Source organism: bacterium (assembly GCA_017744355.1).
In the GTDB taxonomy this organism is placed as follows: Bacteria; Cyanobacteriota; Sericytochromatia; order S15B-MN24; family UBA4093; genus JAGIBK01.
The window spans coordinates 834,999-850,769 of the sequence record JAGIBK010000001.1; the positions used below are offsets into that span (position 1 = coordinate 834,999).

At 65.5% G+C, this 15,771-nt stretch carries 15 protein-coding genes; 11 read left to right on the forward strand and 4 right to left on the reverse strand.

Annotated elements, in window-relative coordinates; translation table 11 throughout:
* Window positions 1–90 precede the first annotated feature (90 nt).
* The 5 genes from J7643_04020 (at window position 91) to rapA (ending at window position 7,246) form a co-directional block, all read left to right on the forward strand.
* Window positions 91–1,548, forward strand: coding sequence for a PLP-dependent aminotransferase family protein (locus J7643_04020; protein MBO9539742.1), 1,458 nt, complete (start codon window positions 91–93; stop codon window positions 1,546–1,548).
* Between the two features lie 397 nt (window positions 1,549–1,945).
* The gene (locus tag J7643_04025) at window positions 1,946–2,851 is read left to right on the forward strand and encodes a LysR family transcriptional regulator (GenBank protein ID MBO9539743.1); all 906 of its coding nucleotides are present in this window, start codon (window positions 1,946–1,948) and stop codon (window positions 2,849–2,851) included.
* A 105-nt stretch (window positions 2,852–2,956) separates the two neighbouring features.
* Window positions 2,957–3,187, forward strand: a complete 231-nt coding sequence (locus J7643_04030; GenBank protein MBO9539744.1) for an SHOCT domain-containing protein — start codon at window positions 2,957–2,959, stop codon at window positions 3,185–3,187.
* Between the two features lie 308 nt (window positions 3,188–3,495).
* Window positions 3,496–4,287: an ion transporter gene (locus tag J7643_04035; protein ID MBO9539745.1), complete on the forward strand. Its 792-nt coding sequence runs from the start codon at window positions 3,496–3,498 to the stop codon at window positions 4,285–4,287.
* A 136-nt stretch (window positions 4,288–4,423) separates the two neighbouring features.
* The gene (rapA, locus tag J7643_04040) at window positions 4,424–7,246 is read left to right on the forward strand and encodes an RNA polymerase-associated protein RapA (protein ID MBO9539746.1); all 2,823 of its coding nucleotides are present in this window, start codon (window positions 4,424–4,426) and stop codon (window positions 7,244–7,246) included.
* 19 nt (window positions 7,247–7,265) lie between these two features.
* On the opposite strand, the gene J7643_04045 is transcribed toward rapA, so the two are convergent.
* On the reverse strand, window positions 7,266–8,285 hold the full coding sequence (locus J7643_04045; GenBank protein MBO9539747.1) for a pirin family protein: 1,020 nt from the start codon (window positions 8,283–8,285) through the stop codon (window positions 7,266–7,268).
* A 341-nt stretch (window positions 8,286–8,626) separates the two neighbouring features.
* Between J7643_04045 and J7643_04050 the strand changes: the two genes are divergently transcribed.
* From J7643_04050 to J7643_04060, 3 genes are all read left to right on the forward strand, one after another.
* Window positions 8,627–9,181 carry a hypothetical protein gene (locus tag J7643_04050; protein MBO9539748.1) on the forward strand — a complete coding sequence of 185 codons (555 nt, stop codon included), beginning with the start codon at window positions 8,627–8,629 and terminating at the stop codon, window positions 9,179–9,181.
* A 135-nt stretch (window positions 9,182–9,316) separates the two neighbouring features.
* Window positions 9,317–9,769 carry a hypothetical protein gene (locus tag J7643_04055; protein MBO9539749.1) on the forward strand — a complete coding sequence of 151 codons (453 nt, stop codon included), beginning with the start codon at window positions 9,317–9,319 and terminating at the stop codon, window positions 9,767–9,769.
* A 224-nt stretch (window positions 9,770–9,993) separates the two neighbouring features.
* Complete coding sequence (locus tag J7643_04060; GenBank protein MBO9539750.1) at window positions 9,994–10,659, forward strand: response regulator transcription factor; 666 nt, start codon at window positions 9,994–9,996, stop codon at window positions 10,657–10,659.
* A gap of 9 nt (window positions 10,660–10,668) precedes the next feature.
* Here the strand turns inward: J7643_04060 and J7643_04065 are convergent, their stop codons facing one another.
* The 3 genes from J7643_04065 to J7643_04075 form a co-directional block, all read right to left on the reverse strand.
* The gene (locus J7643_04065) at window positions 10,669–11,811 is read right to left on the reverse strand and encodes a hypothetical protein (GenBank protein ID MBO9539751.1); all 1,143 of its coding nucleotides are present in this window, start codon (window positions 11,809–11,811) and stop codon (window positions 10,669–10,671) included.
* A complete protein-coding gene (locus J7643_04070; GenBank protein ID MBO9539752.1) occupies window positions 11,808–12,899 on the reverse strand; it encodes a hypothetical protein in 1,092 nt (363 codons plus the stop codon). Before J7643_04070 ends, J7643_04065 begins: the two co-directional genes overlap by 4 nt.
* Before the next feature lie 139 nt (window positions 12,900–13,038).
* Window positions 13,039–13,218, reverse strand: coding sequence for a hypothetical protein (locus tag J7643_04075; protein MBO9539753.1), 180 nt, complete (start codon window positions 13,216–13,218; stop codon window positions 13,039–13,041).
* Window positions 13,219–13,397: 179 nt separating this feature from the next.
* On the opposite strand from J7643_04075, the gene J7643_04080 reads away from it, so the two are divergent.
* The 3 genes from J7643_04080 to J7643_04090 all read left to right on the forward strand — a co-directional run bounded on the left by J7643_04080 (window position 13,398) and on the right by J7643_04090 (window position 15,741).
* Entirely contained in the window at window positions 13,398–14,738 is a 1,341-nt protein-coding gene (locus J7643_04080) for a divalent metal cation transporter (protein ID MBO9539754.1), read from the forward strand.
* A 130-nt stretch (window positions 14,739–14,868) separates the two neighbouring features.
* Window positions 14,869–15,117: a stress-induced protein gene (locus J7643_04085; protein ID MBO9539755.1), complete on the forward strand. Its 249-nt coding sequence runs from the start codon at window positions 14,869–14,871 to the stop codon at window positions 15,115–15,117.
* A 6-nt stretch (window positions 15,118–15,123) separates the two neighbouring features.
* Entirely contained in the window at window positions 15,124–15,741 is a 618-nt protein-coding gene (locus J7643_04090) for a cysteine hydrolase (protein MBO9539756.1), read from the forward strand.
* Window positions 15,742–15,771 lie beyond the last annotated feature (30 nt).

The following is a 15,771-nucleotide window of genomic DNA, read 5'->3' on the forward strand; positions in this document are numbered from 1 at the left end:
CCAAGCTGCACGGTTAGAATAAGGCGAAGATTGGTCTGGCAAAATAGCCAATTTCTTCTTAAACCACCAAGCCATTGCGAGGTATCCGCCGTGGAGCTGTCCCTCACGCTCGACAACGCCGCCCCCACGCCGCTGTACCACCAGCTCTACGAGGCGTTACGCCAGGCCATCCTGTCGCGACGATTGGCGCCGGGCGATCGCCTTCCCTCGACGCGAGACCTGGCCAACGCACTTGCAGTCTCGCGCACGACCGTCACCGTCGCCTACGATCAGCTCTTCGCTGAGGGCTACCTCGTGGCCCGCACCGGCGCCGGCACCTTCGTAAGCAGTGAGTTGCCCGATGCGTTGCTCAAGCCCGCGGCACCCGAGTTTGCCGCTCCGGCCACTCGTCCGCCACTGCCCCTCTCCGCCTATGGGGTTCGCCTGGCATCAGCGGGCCCCCTGCGCGGCGCGAGTCACCCCGCGGCCATCACCTTCGGCCACTACGGCCGCCCAGCCCTCGATGAGTTTCCCATCGACATCTGGCGCCGGCTGATGCTGCGCCATGCCCGCTCAGGACGCGCACCGCTCGGCTATACCGAAGACGCCCAGGGCCATGCCCCTTTGCGTGAGGCCTTGGCGACGTACCTGCAACGATCACGGGCCGTACGCTGCACCCCCGAGCAGATCGTGATTGTTGGCGGTTCGCAGCAGGGCCTGGACCTCATAACCCGATTGCTCGTGGATGCCGGCGATGGCGTGGCGCTCGAAGAGCCGGGCTACTTGGGAGCCCGCCATGCCTTCATGACAGCCGGTGCGCAGCTGATCCCAGTACCCGTGGATGATGCCGGACTGGTGGTCGATCAACTGCCGGCCGGGGTGAAGCTCGTCCACGTCACGCCCTCCCACCAGTTCCCGACTGGCGTCGTGCTCTCCCTGCCACGGCGCCTGGCGCTGCTCGATTGGGCTCGCACCCAGGGCGCGCTGATTGTGGAGGACGACTACGACAGCGAGTTCCGCTACGGCGATCGCCCCATTCCCTCGCTACAAGGTCTGGACACGGCCGGGGTGGTCCTTTACGTGGGCACCTTCTCCAAGATCCTGTTTCCCGCTCTGCGGTTGGGCTACATGGTGGTGCCGCCGGAATGGGCGCCCTTGTTCGCGCGCGCCAAGTGGTTGGCAGACCGCCAGTCGCCACTGCTCGAGCAATTGGCCTTGACGGACTTCATCGTGGAAGGCCACCTCGAGCGTCACCTACGGCGCATGCGTGTCCTGTACGAGGGCCGTCGCCGCTGTCTGCTGCAGGCATTGCACGAGCACCTGGGCGAGCGCGTGACCATTCTCGGGGACCACGCCGGCCTACACGTCACGATCCGGCTGCGCACGCACCTCGATGGAGAGGCAATTGCGCAACGGGCTGCCGCGCTCGGAGTTGGAGTCGCCACCACACGCGCGTGCTATATGGGAAACCCCGAGGAAACCGAGCTCGTGCTGGGCTATGCGGACCTCGACGAGAGGAGCATCGAAGTGGGAGTGCGTCGCCTTGCCGCGGCCCTCGACGAAACCTGACGTCAAGGAGCACCGAGAGGGCGGCAACCATCCGCCACTTGCCCCCGCCCTCTTGGGCGGGGGCATTTTGTTCTGCCTGAAACTTCTGCGCCGGCTGGAGGTTTTTATTTCATTCGCCTCGCAGCTCATCGTGCATCGTCCCCTCCCCGATGAAAGGCGCCATCGAAGCCCCACGCCCAGCCATCCCGAGCAAATGCACGAATTGCTTCCAGAGGCTCAGGCTTCCTGCGCTCTTTACGCAGACTTCCAGGGAATGCCCCCTACCTTCGCTCACCATCACGGCCTCCTTTGAGATTGAAAACGCCTTCCATCGGCTGTATGATAGGTGGCCGGCGTTAATCGATCCAACGAAATGTTTTGATGGCTTCATTCGGAAAAACCGATTAAGGAGAGCGTGATGGAGTTGCGACACCTGCACACGTTCCTGGTTGTGGCGGAGAACTTGAGCTTCACGCGGACCGCCGAGACCCTCAACTACGCGCAATCAAGCATCACGGCCCAGATCCAGGCGCTCGAGGCCGAGCTCGGCGTGCCGCTCTTCGAACGCCTCGGGAAGCGGGTGCGCCTCTCGGACGCGGGCAAGCGAATGGTCGGGTATGCCCAGCGAATGATTCAGCTCGAAGAAGAGGCGCGGGTGTTCGTTCCCGGCACGGCCGAACCATCGGGTGTCCTGATGATCGGCGCTCCCGAGAGCCTCTGCGCTTACCGGCTACCTGCCGTTCTCAGCAAGTACCGGCAGCGCTATCCGCGGGTTCAGCTGATCGTGCGACCGGGGGATTGCGCGGATCTGCGCCGCTCGGTGGCCGATGGCACGCTCGATCTCACTTTCTTCCTCGATCAGATGCAGGCGTTTCCGAGCGTGCAGGTTGAGGCGCTCTTGTCCGAGCGGATCTTGCTCGTCGCCCATCCGGAGCATCGCCTGGCCACGTGCAAAACTGTCGAGCCCTCGGATATCACGGGCGAGGTCGTCCTCCAGACCGAGGCGGGCTGCACCTATCGCAACCTCTTCGAGCAGATGCTGAGCGAGGCCGGAGCCCGACCGGAAACGGTCATGGAGTTCGCGAGCATCGAGGCCATCAAGCACTGCACGATGGCGGGAATGGGTGTCGCCGTCTTGCCCGAAATCGCCGTGGCATCCGAAATCGCGCGCGGATCGCTCGTCGCCCTACCGTGGGTCAATGAGATCTCGGTTCTGACCCAGCTGGCCGTGCACAAGGACAAGTGGCTCTCTCCCGCCCTGAGCGCCTTCTTGGACATCGCGCGCGAGACGATCAAACCGCAAGCAGAAACGTCACGCCGATAAAAGTAGGCCCCCACCGTCACCAATCGATTGTTGCTCAGCCGGGGTGAGCGTGACAGAATCATCGCGGCCATGAGACCGAGCACCGCGAAAGAAGCGAGGGCGGCGATGGAAGTGACGCTGTGGATCCTGGTCGGGCTGCTGATTCTGGCCCTGCTTGCGACGACGGTCGTTCGGGTGGTGCGACGGCCCCAGCCCGAGTTCAAGGGTTCCCACGCGGCTGAACGCGAAGCGGACCAGCCCCTCTACGATCGCTATGACAAGGACGAAGTCGACGAGCGAGAGTACGAGCGGCGGCGGCGCCACCTGAGCGAGGACCGAGATGTGGACCGGATATGAGGTGAACCGTTTTCAGTAAGGCCAGCGCTCCGAGCCGGGATGAAAAGCGGCCTGCACCGTCATTTTGCCCTTCTCAGGCTGTTGCCGTTCGCGTTCGCGGCGCTCTGCCATGGTCGCCCTCCTTGTGGTCACCCCCACGCGGGCCATGCTGTATCCATCGCCCTTTCAAGTAAAGCTGCGTTCGGGCCTTTGCAGGCACCTGGATCGTAGGCCCCTGCGGCATCCGAGCCCGAGGAAGGGTTTGCATTCGGGGCCGCATCGTCCACAATCGCGCCTGGGGCCGCAAGCACCGGGTAAGGGGCACCTGCATGGCAAACGATCGCGATCGCGCGTCCGAACCAGGTGCCGCCACGCCGCCTCACTTCGCGGCGCGGCGGCGCGCCATTCGGCAGTTGAACCGAATCCTCGATCTGCCGATGGCCGTTCTGTCGCTGCTGTTCTTCGCTTTGATCATCGCGGACTTCGCAGCCCCGCCCCAGGCCACGTACCGGACGTATTTCGACGAAGCCACCCTCATCATCTGGTTGCTGTTCGTCGTCGAGTACCTGGTGAAGCTCGCCATCGCGCCGAACCGGCCGCGCTACATCCGTCACCGATGGCTCGATCTCTTGGTCTTGCTGTTTCCGGTGCTTCGGCTGTTGAGGGTCCTTAAGCTCGTCTGGATCGGCTTCTCCCTGTTCCGGCTGGGAATCGCCCTTCGGCGCGGGCTCAAGGGGCTGAAGCGGTTTCTGATGGCCAGTCGGTTTGGCTACGTCGCCGGCACCACCGGCGTGGTCGTGCTCACGGCGAGTGCCGCGATGCTGGCCCTCGAACACGACGTCCAGGAGAGCCAAATCCACAGCTTCGGGACCGCCCTCTGGTGGGGCGCTGCCATCGTCACGACCGTCGGATCCGATGTCTTTCCCAAGTCCGTCGGTGGCCGGATCCTGGCGGTGCTCATGATGGGGTACGGCATGGCCGTGTTCGGGTATTTCGTCAGCCATGCCGTCAACCTGCTCCAGATCCAGGTCAACGAGTCCAAGCGCCAGCCAGGGCAAGCGAAGCACCACGGGACAGCGGCGTCAACCGCGGACGAGAAGCCTAAAGGCCCCGAGCCCTAAGGACCGATCGCTTGAAGTGGTAACATGGGCCGTGTCACCACGAACCTCTTACTCGTAACCCGATGAACGAAAAAGGGTTGCCTTCCCCACGGGCGAGGCCATCCCTGATTCAGGCGGGTCGCATGGCGGTCGAATCATGTCAACAACTTACTGGGCCATCGGACAGCGGGTCCGCAGCGAGGCGGAACCCTCGCTCGGACTTGGCATCATTGAAAGCTTCCCCACGTCGCGCAGCATTCAAATCGCCTTTCCAGGAGCCGGCGAACGCCGGATCTACAACCCGGCGAACGCCCCGCTGCGACGCTTCGAGCTCGGCGTCGGCCAATCGGGACAGACGCAGGACGGCCGAACCTTCCGGGTCGAGCGAATCGAAGAGACCGAGGACGGGCTTCTGACCTATCACGGGCAGGGAATCGTGGTGCCCGAGCTGCAACTGGCCGATTCCAGCGCCTCACGCGATCCGCTTCAACGCTTGTTCGCCGCTGACTTCAGTGCGCACGAGGCCTTCGACCTGCGCAAGACGGGCTGGCACCTTCGCTCCGAGGTCCTCCAGCAGCGCTGCCGCGGTCTAACCGGCGCTCGCGTCTCCTTGTTGCCGCACCAGCTGGCCATCGCCTACAAGGTCAGCAGCCGCGAGTATCCCCGTGCATTGCTCGCCGACGAGGTGGGGCTCGGCAAGACCATCGAAGCCTGCCTGGTCTATTCGGCGCTGCGCGCCCTGGGCCGCGCGGATCGGGTGCTGGTGCTGACGCCGAGCAGCCTCGTCCACCAATGGCTGGTCGAGCTTTATCGGCGCTTCAACGAGCTGTTCACGGTCGCCCACGCCGAGCTGATCCCCGCTCAGGGCGACGGGCGACGCGGGCAAGAGGCTCAGGCGGAAAATCCCTTCGCCGACGCGTCGCGGCTGATCGCCCCGTTGGATTGGCTGCTTGAGCCTGGTCGGCTTCAGCAGGCCCTCGAACACCCCTGGGACCTGGTGATCGTGGACGAAGCGCACCACCTGACCTGGTCGCGCGAGCAAGCGAGCCCCGGCTATCAGGCCGTAGAGGCCCTCGCCAACAATAGCCAAGGCCTGCTGCTGCTGACGGCGACCCCCCTGCGGCAGGGCCTGGAAACGGAGTTCGGGTTGCTGCGCCTGGTGGACCCCGAGCGCTTTGCCGATTTCGAGCGGTTCGAGGCCGAGCACGCCCACATGCGAGAGGTCGCCGACCTGGCCCGCCGTCTCTACCTGGGCGAACAAGTCACCGACGAGCTGCGCCGCATGTTTCCCGAAGCGCGCTGGGATGGCACCACCGCAGAGTCCCTCCAGCAATTGATCGATCGCCACGGCACGGGGCGGGTCTTGATCCGCAACCGTCGTGAGAAGCTGGGCGGCTTTCCTGGCCGGCAGTTGCACCTCACCAGGCTGCCGCTTCCTCCGAGCTGGCAAAAAGCCGATATGTGGCCGGAGATCGCAGGACTGCAGCGCATGCTGAACCTCCCGGTTGGAAAGGGAGAGGAGCCCCCCGCCAAGGATGACCCGCGCGTTGCTTGGCTTCTGGAGCTGATCCGCGAGCTGGGCAAAAAGAAGGTGGTGGTGATGGCGTCAAGCGTCGCCACCGTCAAGTGGCTGGAGAAGACGGTCCGGCATCACTCCGGCCTCAAGGTCGCCGTCTTTCACGAGCAGCTCGGGCTGGTCGAGCGGGATCGGCAGGCCGCCTACTTCGCCGACCCGGAAGGCGCCCAGATCCTGATTTCCAGCGAGATCGGCGGCGAAGGACGCAACTTCCAGTTCTGCCATCACCTGGCACTGTTCGACCTGCCGCTCCACCCGGATGCGCTCGAGCAGCGGATTGGTCGCCTGGACCGCATCGGCCAGACCGAGACGATCCAGGTGCACGTGGCCTTGGTCGAGCAGACCCCTGGCGAGGCGCTGTTCCAGTGGCATCGCACCTTGCGCGTGTTCGAGGCCCCGTTGACCGGCGGCGAGCACTTGATGGCGGCACAGGCGCAAGCGCTGCTCGATCTGCTGAGAGCGCACACGCCCCGTCACCGCGACCAGGCCAAGCTGGACGCATTTTTGCAAGAGACCGCAGCGCTGCTCGCCCAGCATCAAGCCGATGTCCAGGCCGGGGTGGACTTTCTCATCGATCTGAATTCGTGCGACCAAGAGCTGGGCGATGCGCTGGTCGGCGAGGTGAAGGCCTTCGACTATCCGCTCTTGAAAGAGGCCCTCAGCGGGCTGCTCGAACACTTCGGGGTCGTCGAGGAGGACCTGGCGGACCCGCTGATCCAGCGAATCCGCCCCGGCGACCTGATGAAGGTCGAGCCCTTCCCCGGCCTGCGGTCCGATGGCTACCTCGCGACCTATGACCGAAGCCTGGCATTGGCGCGCGAGGACATCCAGTTCCTGAGCCCCGATCATCCGCTCGTCGAAGGGGCTCTTGCCCTCTTACTCGACCAATCGGAAGGCCGAGCGAGCATCGCCCACTGGGCGGGGGCACCGGAGCAGGGCGTCTGGATCGAGTTCCTTTTCCTGCTCGAGGCCGTGGGCCCCGGCCGGTTGGGACTGCCGCGGTTCCTGCCGCCCACCTCCTTGTCCCTGACCCTCGATCTGCGAGGCAAGGCACGCCCGTCCCCGCAGGCGCAGGAGGCCAGGCTTCTGCCCTTGAGCCCCTCGATCTGGGCACGCATGGCAGGGGTGTTGCAGGACCAGGTGCCGGCGTTGCTCGAAACCGCCGAAGAGATGGCCAACGCCCAGCTACAAAGCCAGGTGGAAGCCGCCGTGGCCCAAGCGGCGAGAATTCTCGGCTCCGAGCAGCAGCGGCTCGAGGAGCTGCGCGGCTTGGGCAGCGTCTCGGCCGTGGAACTCGCCAGCCACTCGGAGAAGGCGAAGGAGACCCTTCGCCACCTGAGCGCGGCCCGCGTGAGCCTGGATGCCGTGCGCGTGGTGTTGCTCGACCCGAGCTCGCCGGGATAGCCGGGTCGAAACCCGCCCGCTAGCCCGGATACTCGAAACGACCGTCCGGGTAGCGGGCAAAGCGGCCGGCACCCCGCTCGTGTACGGGGCCTTCCTCGGGCCAGGGCCAGCCTCCGAAGCCGGTCGCTTGGTATTCGCCGAAGGCCTGTTGGATTTCAGCGGGCGAATTCATGACAAAAGGGCCGTACTGGACAACGGGCTCCGAGATCGGCCGCCCTTGCAGCAACAGCAAGTAACTGGCCTCCGGGCCCGCGACGAGCTCCTGCTCGGTGTCGGGGCGCAGGCGTACCCCCGTGCCCGACGGGACGTTTACGCCCGAGACCTTGAGCCCCGCGCCCTCGTAGTAGTAAAGCGTTCGATTCGTCCCCGCGCTGGCGGCAGGCAAACGCCATTTCGCGCCCGGCGCCATCCGGATCAGCCAAATCGCCACATCCGCCGCCGCGTTGGCGGCCCAGGAGTCGGGCGGCGGCGAGGGGGCGCGCTCAACGCCGAGGTCACCCGCGATCACCGTGACCTCGGTCTGGTGGCCCGCATCGTCGAGCGTCACCACGGTCGGCATGGTCTCGTGCCAATACATCTTGAAGTGAGGCGCGACCATCTTGCCGGCACGGGGCAGGTTGAGCCAAATCTGGAAGAGCTCGAGCGGGTTCGGGCCCTGCTGGTAGAGCAAGGGGAACATCTCGGCGTGGACGATCCCCTTGCCGGCCGTCAGCCACTGCACGTCGCCCGCGCCGAAGCGCGCCGTGGCCCCGAGCGAGTCGGAGTGGTCGATGAAGCCCTTGCGCACGATCGTGACGGTCTCGAAGCCGCGATGCGGATGCCCCGGGAAGCCCGGCACGACGTCCCCGTGGTACATCCGCCAGCCGTCGAGGCCTGCGAAGTCTTGCCCGATGTCTCGCCCTTGTAGCGAGGCGGCCGGTCCCAGGCGCTCATTGCCCTGCGGGTAGGCGTCGTCGTGGTGGACGCAGAACAGGAAGGGATCCGAGGTCTGCCAGGGCATCCCCAGCGGGAACATGGAGAGGATGGGATCGGTGCTCATGGCAAAGCGCTGCCTCCTTGGAATCGAGGGGTCCCCTCTGAGGGTACCCCTCGATCGGCCCTCCTGGGAAGATGCGCTCCCGCTCGGTGCAAGATGGTCGAGGCGGTCACTGCCTCTATGAAGTCGCAATCCGAGTACGAGTCGACGTTCGAGACTGGCTCGAGGACCCTCTGCTCGCCCCATGACCCGGCCTGCACGGGGCCTTTGCCCCGAAACTCGCGGCTAATCTTCTGCGGTCCTGACAAAGGCATCCCGCAATCGAGGCCCTAGCCTCGAAGAAGCCGCAAAGGCGAGGTTCGCCCGGTGGGGACAAGAGGCGAAACGGAGGTATCGGGATGCGAATGGCAGCATCAGCCCCGTGGCTCGGTGAGGGCGCGATCGCCGGCATGCTCGGCGGCGCGGTCTATGGTCTCTACGAGGCCTTCGCCCTACGGCCCCGCGGCATGGGGCGGTGGGGCCACATGAACGCCATCGGCGCCACGCTCCCATGGTACCGCCCCGTGCAGGACGACTTCCGCTGGGGGCCGAGCGGAACGGGGATCGTGCTGCACGCCATGACCTCAGCCATCGGCGGGGCTGCCTACGGCACGCTGCTCGGCACCTACGATCCGGCGCACGCCCGCTCTCTCGGGCGCGAGGCCCTCACGGGCCTGGGTTGGGGCGCGGCCTTCTGGGCGACCTGGGGTCTGCTGATCGGGCCCTCGCTCGATCCGGCGATGCTCAAGACGATGGCCCGCGATCGCAACTTCTTTCTCGGCCACCTGATCTACGGCACGATCACAGGCTTGGTGCTCGCGAGCTTGCTCCGACGTCGGGCTCGGGGCGCAAGCCGAGACCGGCGTGAGCCCGCGGGCGTCAAGGTCACAGCCGTTCGCGTTCAAGCCCAGCGAACCTGATCCTGGCCCCAGCATTGCCAGGACAAGCAATCTATACAATACTTACTTAATCTTTCTTAAGATCCCAGCGCCGCTGCCGGTGCCTTCACGGCGCTCGGCCGCATGCATCACTTCGACCTGCAAGGAGGAACCACGATGAAACGCGCCCTGTTGAGTTCGGCCCTCGCCTGTGGCTTGGTCGCGGCCCTGTCTGGCCACGCCGCCGCCAAGGATGCCTATCTCACCAAACCGCCCGCAAACTTCAAAAAGGTGAGCACCCTGGTCAAGCTCCCCGACTTCCTTCCGGGGCTTGGGACGCTTTACGTCGACCCCAAGACCCTGCCGGTGGGACCGTTTCTGGGCTACGACAAGAAGGGCGCCCTCGTGAACGTCACCTACATGGTGCCTCTCAAGCAACTCGAGGCGCGCAAGGGCTGGGACAACCTCGGCAATGCAGTGGCTGGCGCCAAGGTCGACCACACCGATATCAGCTACAATCCCGGTCACCCGGGGGTGGAGGAGCCTCACTACCACTTCATCAACTGGTTGATCCCTCATAGCGAGGAGGCGGCACGGGTGGGCGGCGGCGGCGAGCATTCCGGCCACTAAAAGCGCGAAGCCCCCGAGACGCCCGCGACGGGTCGTAACGGTCTGATAGCGTCGTTCCGGGGGGTGCGACATTGACAGTCTGGCTACTGTGGCCTATTTTAATCGATGGTCCCCGGGATAATCGTACGTCCTCGTGCGATCCCGGGGTTTTTTCGGCTCGAAACGCGCACCGCAGCCCAACCGGATCGGAAGGCGTGATTCATGAAGACGCACGGAGACCTTCGATGAACGACGCCATTCGCCTTGCCATCGTCGAGGATGAAAGCCTGTTCCGCGAGTTGCTGTGCACGGCACTCTCCACCCAACCGAGCCTCGCGGTGGCCGCCGCCTTCGGGGACGCGGCGCAGGCGCTCGCCGAGTTGCCGGATATCGCACCGGACGTGGTGATCCTGGATCTGGAGCTCGGCCGCGGCGCCAACGGCTTTCAAGTGGGTCTCTCGCTCAGAAGGTACCTGCCCAAGGTCGGGGTGGTGCTGCTCTCCAACCACCGGGACCCCTCGCTGCTGACCATGCTCCCGCCCGAGCAGGCACATGGCTGGGCCTACCTGCTCAAGTCGTCCGTCCGGGACGTCGCCGCCCTGGAAAGAGCGGTTCACAGCGCGCTGAGCGGGCTGGTGATCCTGGATCCCCAGCTCACCCAAGACGCCCAAGAAAGCCGCGAGGCGACCAGCCTGCGCGACCAGCTCACGTCTCGGGGTTACGACCTGATCCAGCTGATCGCCGAGGGGCATAGCAACCAGGCCATCGCCAACCGCCTGCACCTTACCGAGAAGACGGTCGAAAACCAGATCGGCACCCTCTACCGCAAGCTCGGCATCAGCACCTCGGACTCCCAGGTCCACCCGCGCGTCCAGGCCGCCCTGAAGTTCATTGAGGCGCTTTCCCCTTAACGGCCGGGCTCACGGAGTGGCATCGAGCGGCAGCGCGACGCGCAGGGCCGTTCCCCCTTGGCGCCCGGGGGTCAGGGACCAACGACCGCCGAACAGCTCGACCCGGGCTCCCAGGGCTGCAAGTCCCAGGCCGGGCACCACTTCGTCCCCGCCCAAGCCGCGACCGTCATCGGTCACCGCGATGGCGAGCTCACCTTCGGGCAACAGCGATAGCTCGATCCGGACCTCTTTCGCCTCGGCATGGCGCAGGACGTTGTCGAGCGCAAGCTCGATGATCCGGTAGGCGCAGAGACGAAGAGGGCGTTCCAGACGATTGAGGACGGGACCATCCGCCGCGCGAAAGCGCTCGTCGAGGTTCAGGGTCACGTGCAGGTCACCGCGCACCTGATCGATCAAGGACCGCACGGCAAGGGTCAAGCCGACATCGATGATCGAGGGGTGCAGGACGCGGCTGAGGTGGCGCAGGTCGCGATCGCGAAGGTCCTTGAGGCCCGTCAGCAAGCGTTCCACCTCCGCTTCGGGCATCTCGCCCCCTTGCCTGAGGTGGCCGTGCAGGGCCGAGAGGCCGTCGTGAAGGTCCTGAAGGCTGGGCTCGAACTGTGCTTCGAAGGTGATGGCCACCGCGTGGCGCTGACGCAGCTGCGCCTTGAGCAGGGCCTCGCGGGAGGCACGGAGCTTTTGCACGGTCTTGAGGGTCTGATCGACCCTGTGCGCGAGTTGCTGGAAGTACGCGGTCTCCTGCTCGGCAAAGTAGAAGGTGCTCCCGATCATGCTCATCAAGCAAAACATCTCGAGCCAGAGGGGCGGTCCCGCCTGCGCAGAACCGAAGACCGCCTGCAGTTGCTGATGCCAGAGGGCTCCGCAAGCGCCAGCGCTGGCGAGGGCGACCCCGTAGAACGTGCCCCATCTCAGGCAGGGGCCCTGGAAGCGCTCCGGCTTCCAGGCGAAGAGCACGCGAAGCAGGGGCGAGACGAAGAGCAATGGGACGAGCGTCAGCAACACGCGAGACAGACCGAGCAGCTGCGCGGAGAGGCCCGCAGCCAGGAAGCGCTCGCTCCAGAGCAAGCACGCCAAGGTCATGGTGATCGTCACCACCGCGAGCATCCAGGCCAGGGTGAAAAAGTTCGGTAAAGCGGGCCGCAGCAAGGTCACGCGACACCCCCTTCGACCAAGGCGGAAAGCGGCAAATGAATCAGGGCGCAGGTCCCCTCGCCCGGCCGGGAGTCGAGTTCGAAGCCTCCCCCCTGACGCCGCAAGACCTGAGCCAGCCCGGAGAGACCGAGCCCGACCGCGACCCGCTCCGGGTTGAAGCCGATCCCGTCGTCTTGAACGCGCAGGCTCAGCCCCGTGGCCGAGGTCGCCGCGATCGCCACGCGGATCGAGGTCGGAGAAGCATGGCGGCAGGCATTGAGCAGGACCTCCTCCAGCAGGCGAAGTCCCGCACGCCTGATTTCCAGCGGCACTTGGTCCGCGAAGACGCACGCCTCTGGCTGAATCTCAAGGGTGATCGGCACGAAAATCTCCAGGCGCCGGATCACCTCTTCGACGGTCGACAGGAAGGGCTCGCCGGCGCTGGCCAAGCCGAAGAGCTCGCGCGCCTGTAGCAAGCCCTGGGAACGCAGGTGAGCGAGGTGCTCACAGGCTTGAGCGATCAAGCGATCGGCGGCCTCGGGGTCCGCCTGCCGGATCGCCCGAGCCTGGTCGAGTTGCGCCCAGGCGACCAGGAAGCGAGACTGCATCTCGCCGTGCAGGTACTCGGCAGTCTCTTGCCGCAGGGTGTCATCGACGGCGATCAGCTCGCGCTGAGAGCGTTCGAGGTCCTGAATCACGCGTTCTTGCTCGGCGCTCCAGGCCTGGTCAGCCCTGATTCGGGCGGCCATCATCTCGAGGAAGACCAGCGTCCCGAAGGAAGAGACGGTGAAGTTGAGCGCCGCGGCCCAGTACCGCTCGGTGGGGATGGTATCACCCAGCAGGAAGGGGGCGACAATCGCGCGCAAGACCCCGGCCATGACCAAGCTCAGCGCCAGGACCCCGTAATAGCTTCCCCAGGCCTTCAGGCCGCCGGCCTCAAAGCGACCGCGACGTTCCATGGCCGCAAGCAAGGGGAACGCCAGACTTGCAATGACGAGGGTCGCGGCCGTCAAGCCGCCCCACAGCAACGCCGGTTGAAGGCCGCCGCCCTGCCCGTAGAGGAAGTTGTGTGCCGCAAAGGCGCTCACGCCAAAGTAGACGAAGGCCACCGAACCGCCCCCCGGGATGGCCGGGGGGCGCGCGCGAAGCGCGCGGGATGAGGAAACGGGTCCATCAGCGGAGCGGATTGCAGCCATCATCCAGGATTATACCCGCTTCGCGGCTTACGAAGGGTGGTTAGAGGCCTAACTAGTGCGGCGTCTCCTCGCCCGGTTCGACCGTCTCCTCGGAATCGCGCGGTGCGGGCGCTTCGCGCTCGCCGAACTCCCCGATGAAACCGGGATGCGCCGCCTCCCGCTCGTCGAGATCTTCATCGGTGCCCACACCTTGCGCCCCGCTGGAATCCGGGGGGATCCAATCTCGCTCCATCACGCCCTCCTTTGATCTTGGGAATCGCGCGCTGGGATCTTAGGCGCTTCGGCGAGCGCAGGCACCAAGTAGCCGACCCTCGCGCGACCCGGAGCAGGGCAGCGGATGAGGTCGGAAAACTTGGTAGGAAAGGCCCTTGGCGAGCGCCCGCACTTCACGCAAGCTGCTTCCAGGCAGAAATGAGGGCCGCCGTGAGGAAGAGTCGCACGATAGGATGCTCCGCCGAGGGCCTTCCTCCGAAGCCAGCGGCTCCGGGCGGCCCGCGAGGCCCGCTCCGGCGCATCCTCGACTCCCTCGGGCCGGGCTTCGTCACCGGGGCCTCGGACGACGACCCCTCGGGGATCGGCACCTACTCCGTCGCAGGCGCCACCATGGGCTTTGCGGTCCTTTGGATGGCGCTGGTGACCTTCCCTCTGATGGCTGGAGTGCAGTACATCTGCGCGAAGATCAGCATGGTCAGCGGGGTAGGGCTTGCGGGAGTGCTACGGGAGCGCTACCCGAGGGGCCTGCTCTATCCATGCGTCCTCATCCTGCTCATCGCCAACACCCTCAACGCCGGGGCCGACATCGCCGCCATCGCCGCCGCCCTCAACCTGCTGTTTCCCCTGCCCATCTCGGGGCTCATCATCCCGATTGCCGCCTTGATCCTGAGCGTCCAGATCTTCGGGGCCTATCGGCTGGTGGCCAGCATTTTCAAGTGGCTCTCGCTCACCCTCTTCGCCTACATAGGGGCTGCGCTCTTCGCCAAGCCCGACCTGTGGGAGGTGCTGCGTGGAACCTTCGTCCCGACGCTCGCCTTCGATGGCAAGTCCCTGATCACCTACACGGCGATCCTCGGGACCACCATCTCGCCTTACCTCTTCTTCTGGCAAGGCAGCATGGAGGTCGAAGACGAGATCAGCCGGGGGCTCTTGACGCGCGAGCAGCGCCAAGGAGCGACGGACACCGAGCTGCGCGATGCGGCCATCGACGTCAACATCGGGATGTTCTTCTCGAACCTCGTCATGTACTTCATCATCCTGGCCACGGCCACCACCCTCTTCAAGACCGGCCAGACCGGGATTTCGTCGGCGACGGATGCCGCCCAGGCCCTCAAGCCACTCGCAGGCGAGGCGGCAGCCCTCCTCTTTGCCCTGGGGATCCTCGGGACGGGCTTTTTGGCGGTGCCGATTCTGACCTGCTCGGCCTCATACGCCGTCGCCGAAGCGCTGGGATGGCGCCACGGCCTCCGCCACAAGCTGTGGCGCGCCCGCGGGTTCTACGCGCTCATCATCTGCTCGACGCTGGTGGGGGTGCTCATCGACTTCACGGGGATCAACCCCATCGACGCGCTCGTCTGGTCGGCGGTGCTCAACGGCTTCATCGCGCCTCCCCTCTTGGCGGTCATCATGCTCGTCGCCAACAATCGAGCGGTCCTGGGCGATCGCGTCAACGGGCGATTGACCAACGTGCTCGGCTGGGGCGCGACTTTGCTCATGACGGCCTCGGCAATCGGGCTTCTCGTGACCTGGGGGCAATAGGCCGGCCGCGCCTGGCCAACAGTATCTCGCCCGTTGCGCTTCGACCGGCGCCGCGAAATACTTGACGCGCCCAGACGCCATGCGCCGACAAGGGCGCCTGCGCGTCGAGAGTTGCGAGGAGGTAAGCGCCATGGCCCAGAAGGAAAGCACCCGGGGCTTCGCGGCAATGGACCAAGCCAAGCAGCGTGAGATTGCCAGCAAAGGCGGCAAAGCCGCTCACGAGAAGGGGACGGCGCACGAGTTCAGCTCGGAAGAAGCCCGCGAAGCGGGCCGCAAGGGCGGCGAGGCCGTCAGCCGGGACCGCGCCCACATGGCCGAGATCGGCCGACACGGCGGAGAGGCCCGAGGCAGGCAGCGCGAAACGACCAGAAAACACTAGGCGCGAATGAACCCCGCCAAGGATCGCGACCTGCACGGCAACGTCCCGAACTCGGCACGCACGGTCCTGGTGCTGGTCGACGTGCTGAACGATCTGGAATTCGAGGGGGGCGAGGCCTTGCTGCGAAGCGCGCTGCCGATGGCCCAACGGCTGCGTGACTTCAAGCGCAAAATCAAGCCTTTGGGCGTTCCTGTCATCTACGCGAACGATAACTTCGGCAAGTGGCAGTCCGACATCCGCAGCGTCGTGGCGCACTGCCTGGAGGATGACGTCCGGGGAGCTCCAATCGTTCGCCTGCTCCAGCCGGACGACGACGACTACTGCGTCCTGAAACCGAAGCACTCGGCCTTCTACGGCAGCCCGCTGGACATCCTCCTGACCTACCTTCAGGCGCAGATCCTCATCTTGGGCGGCTTGACCAGCGACAACTGCGTGCTCTTCACGGCCATGGACGCCTACCTCCGCGACTTCAAGCTGCACGTTCCCGCCGACGGGTCTGCGGCGACGGATGAGGAGCGGCACGGGCGGGCGCTGGATCACATGCGCGCGTTGCTCAAGGCGAACACCACGCCCCTAGCCGAACTCAAGCTCGAAGAAAACGGCCGGCTAACGGAGAGCCGATAGGGGCGAATTCATCCCGCCGGGGAAGCCCCC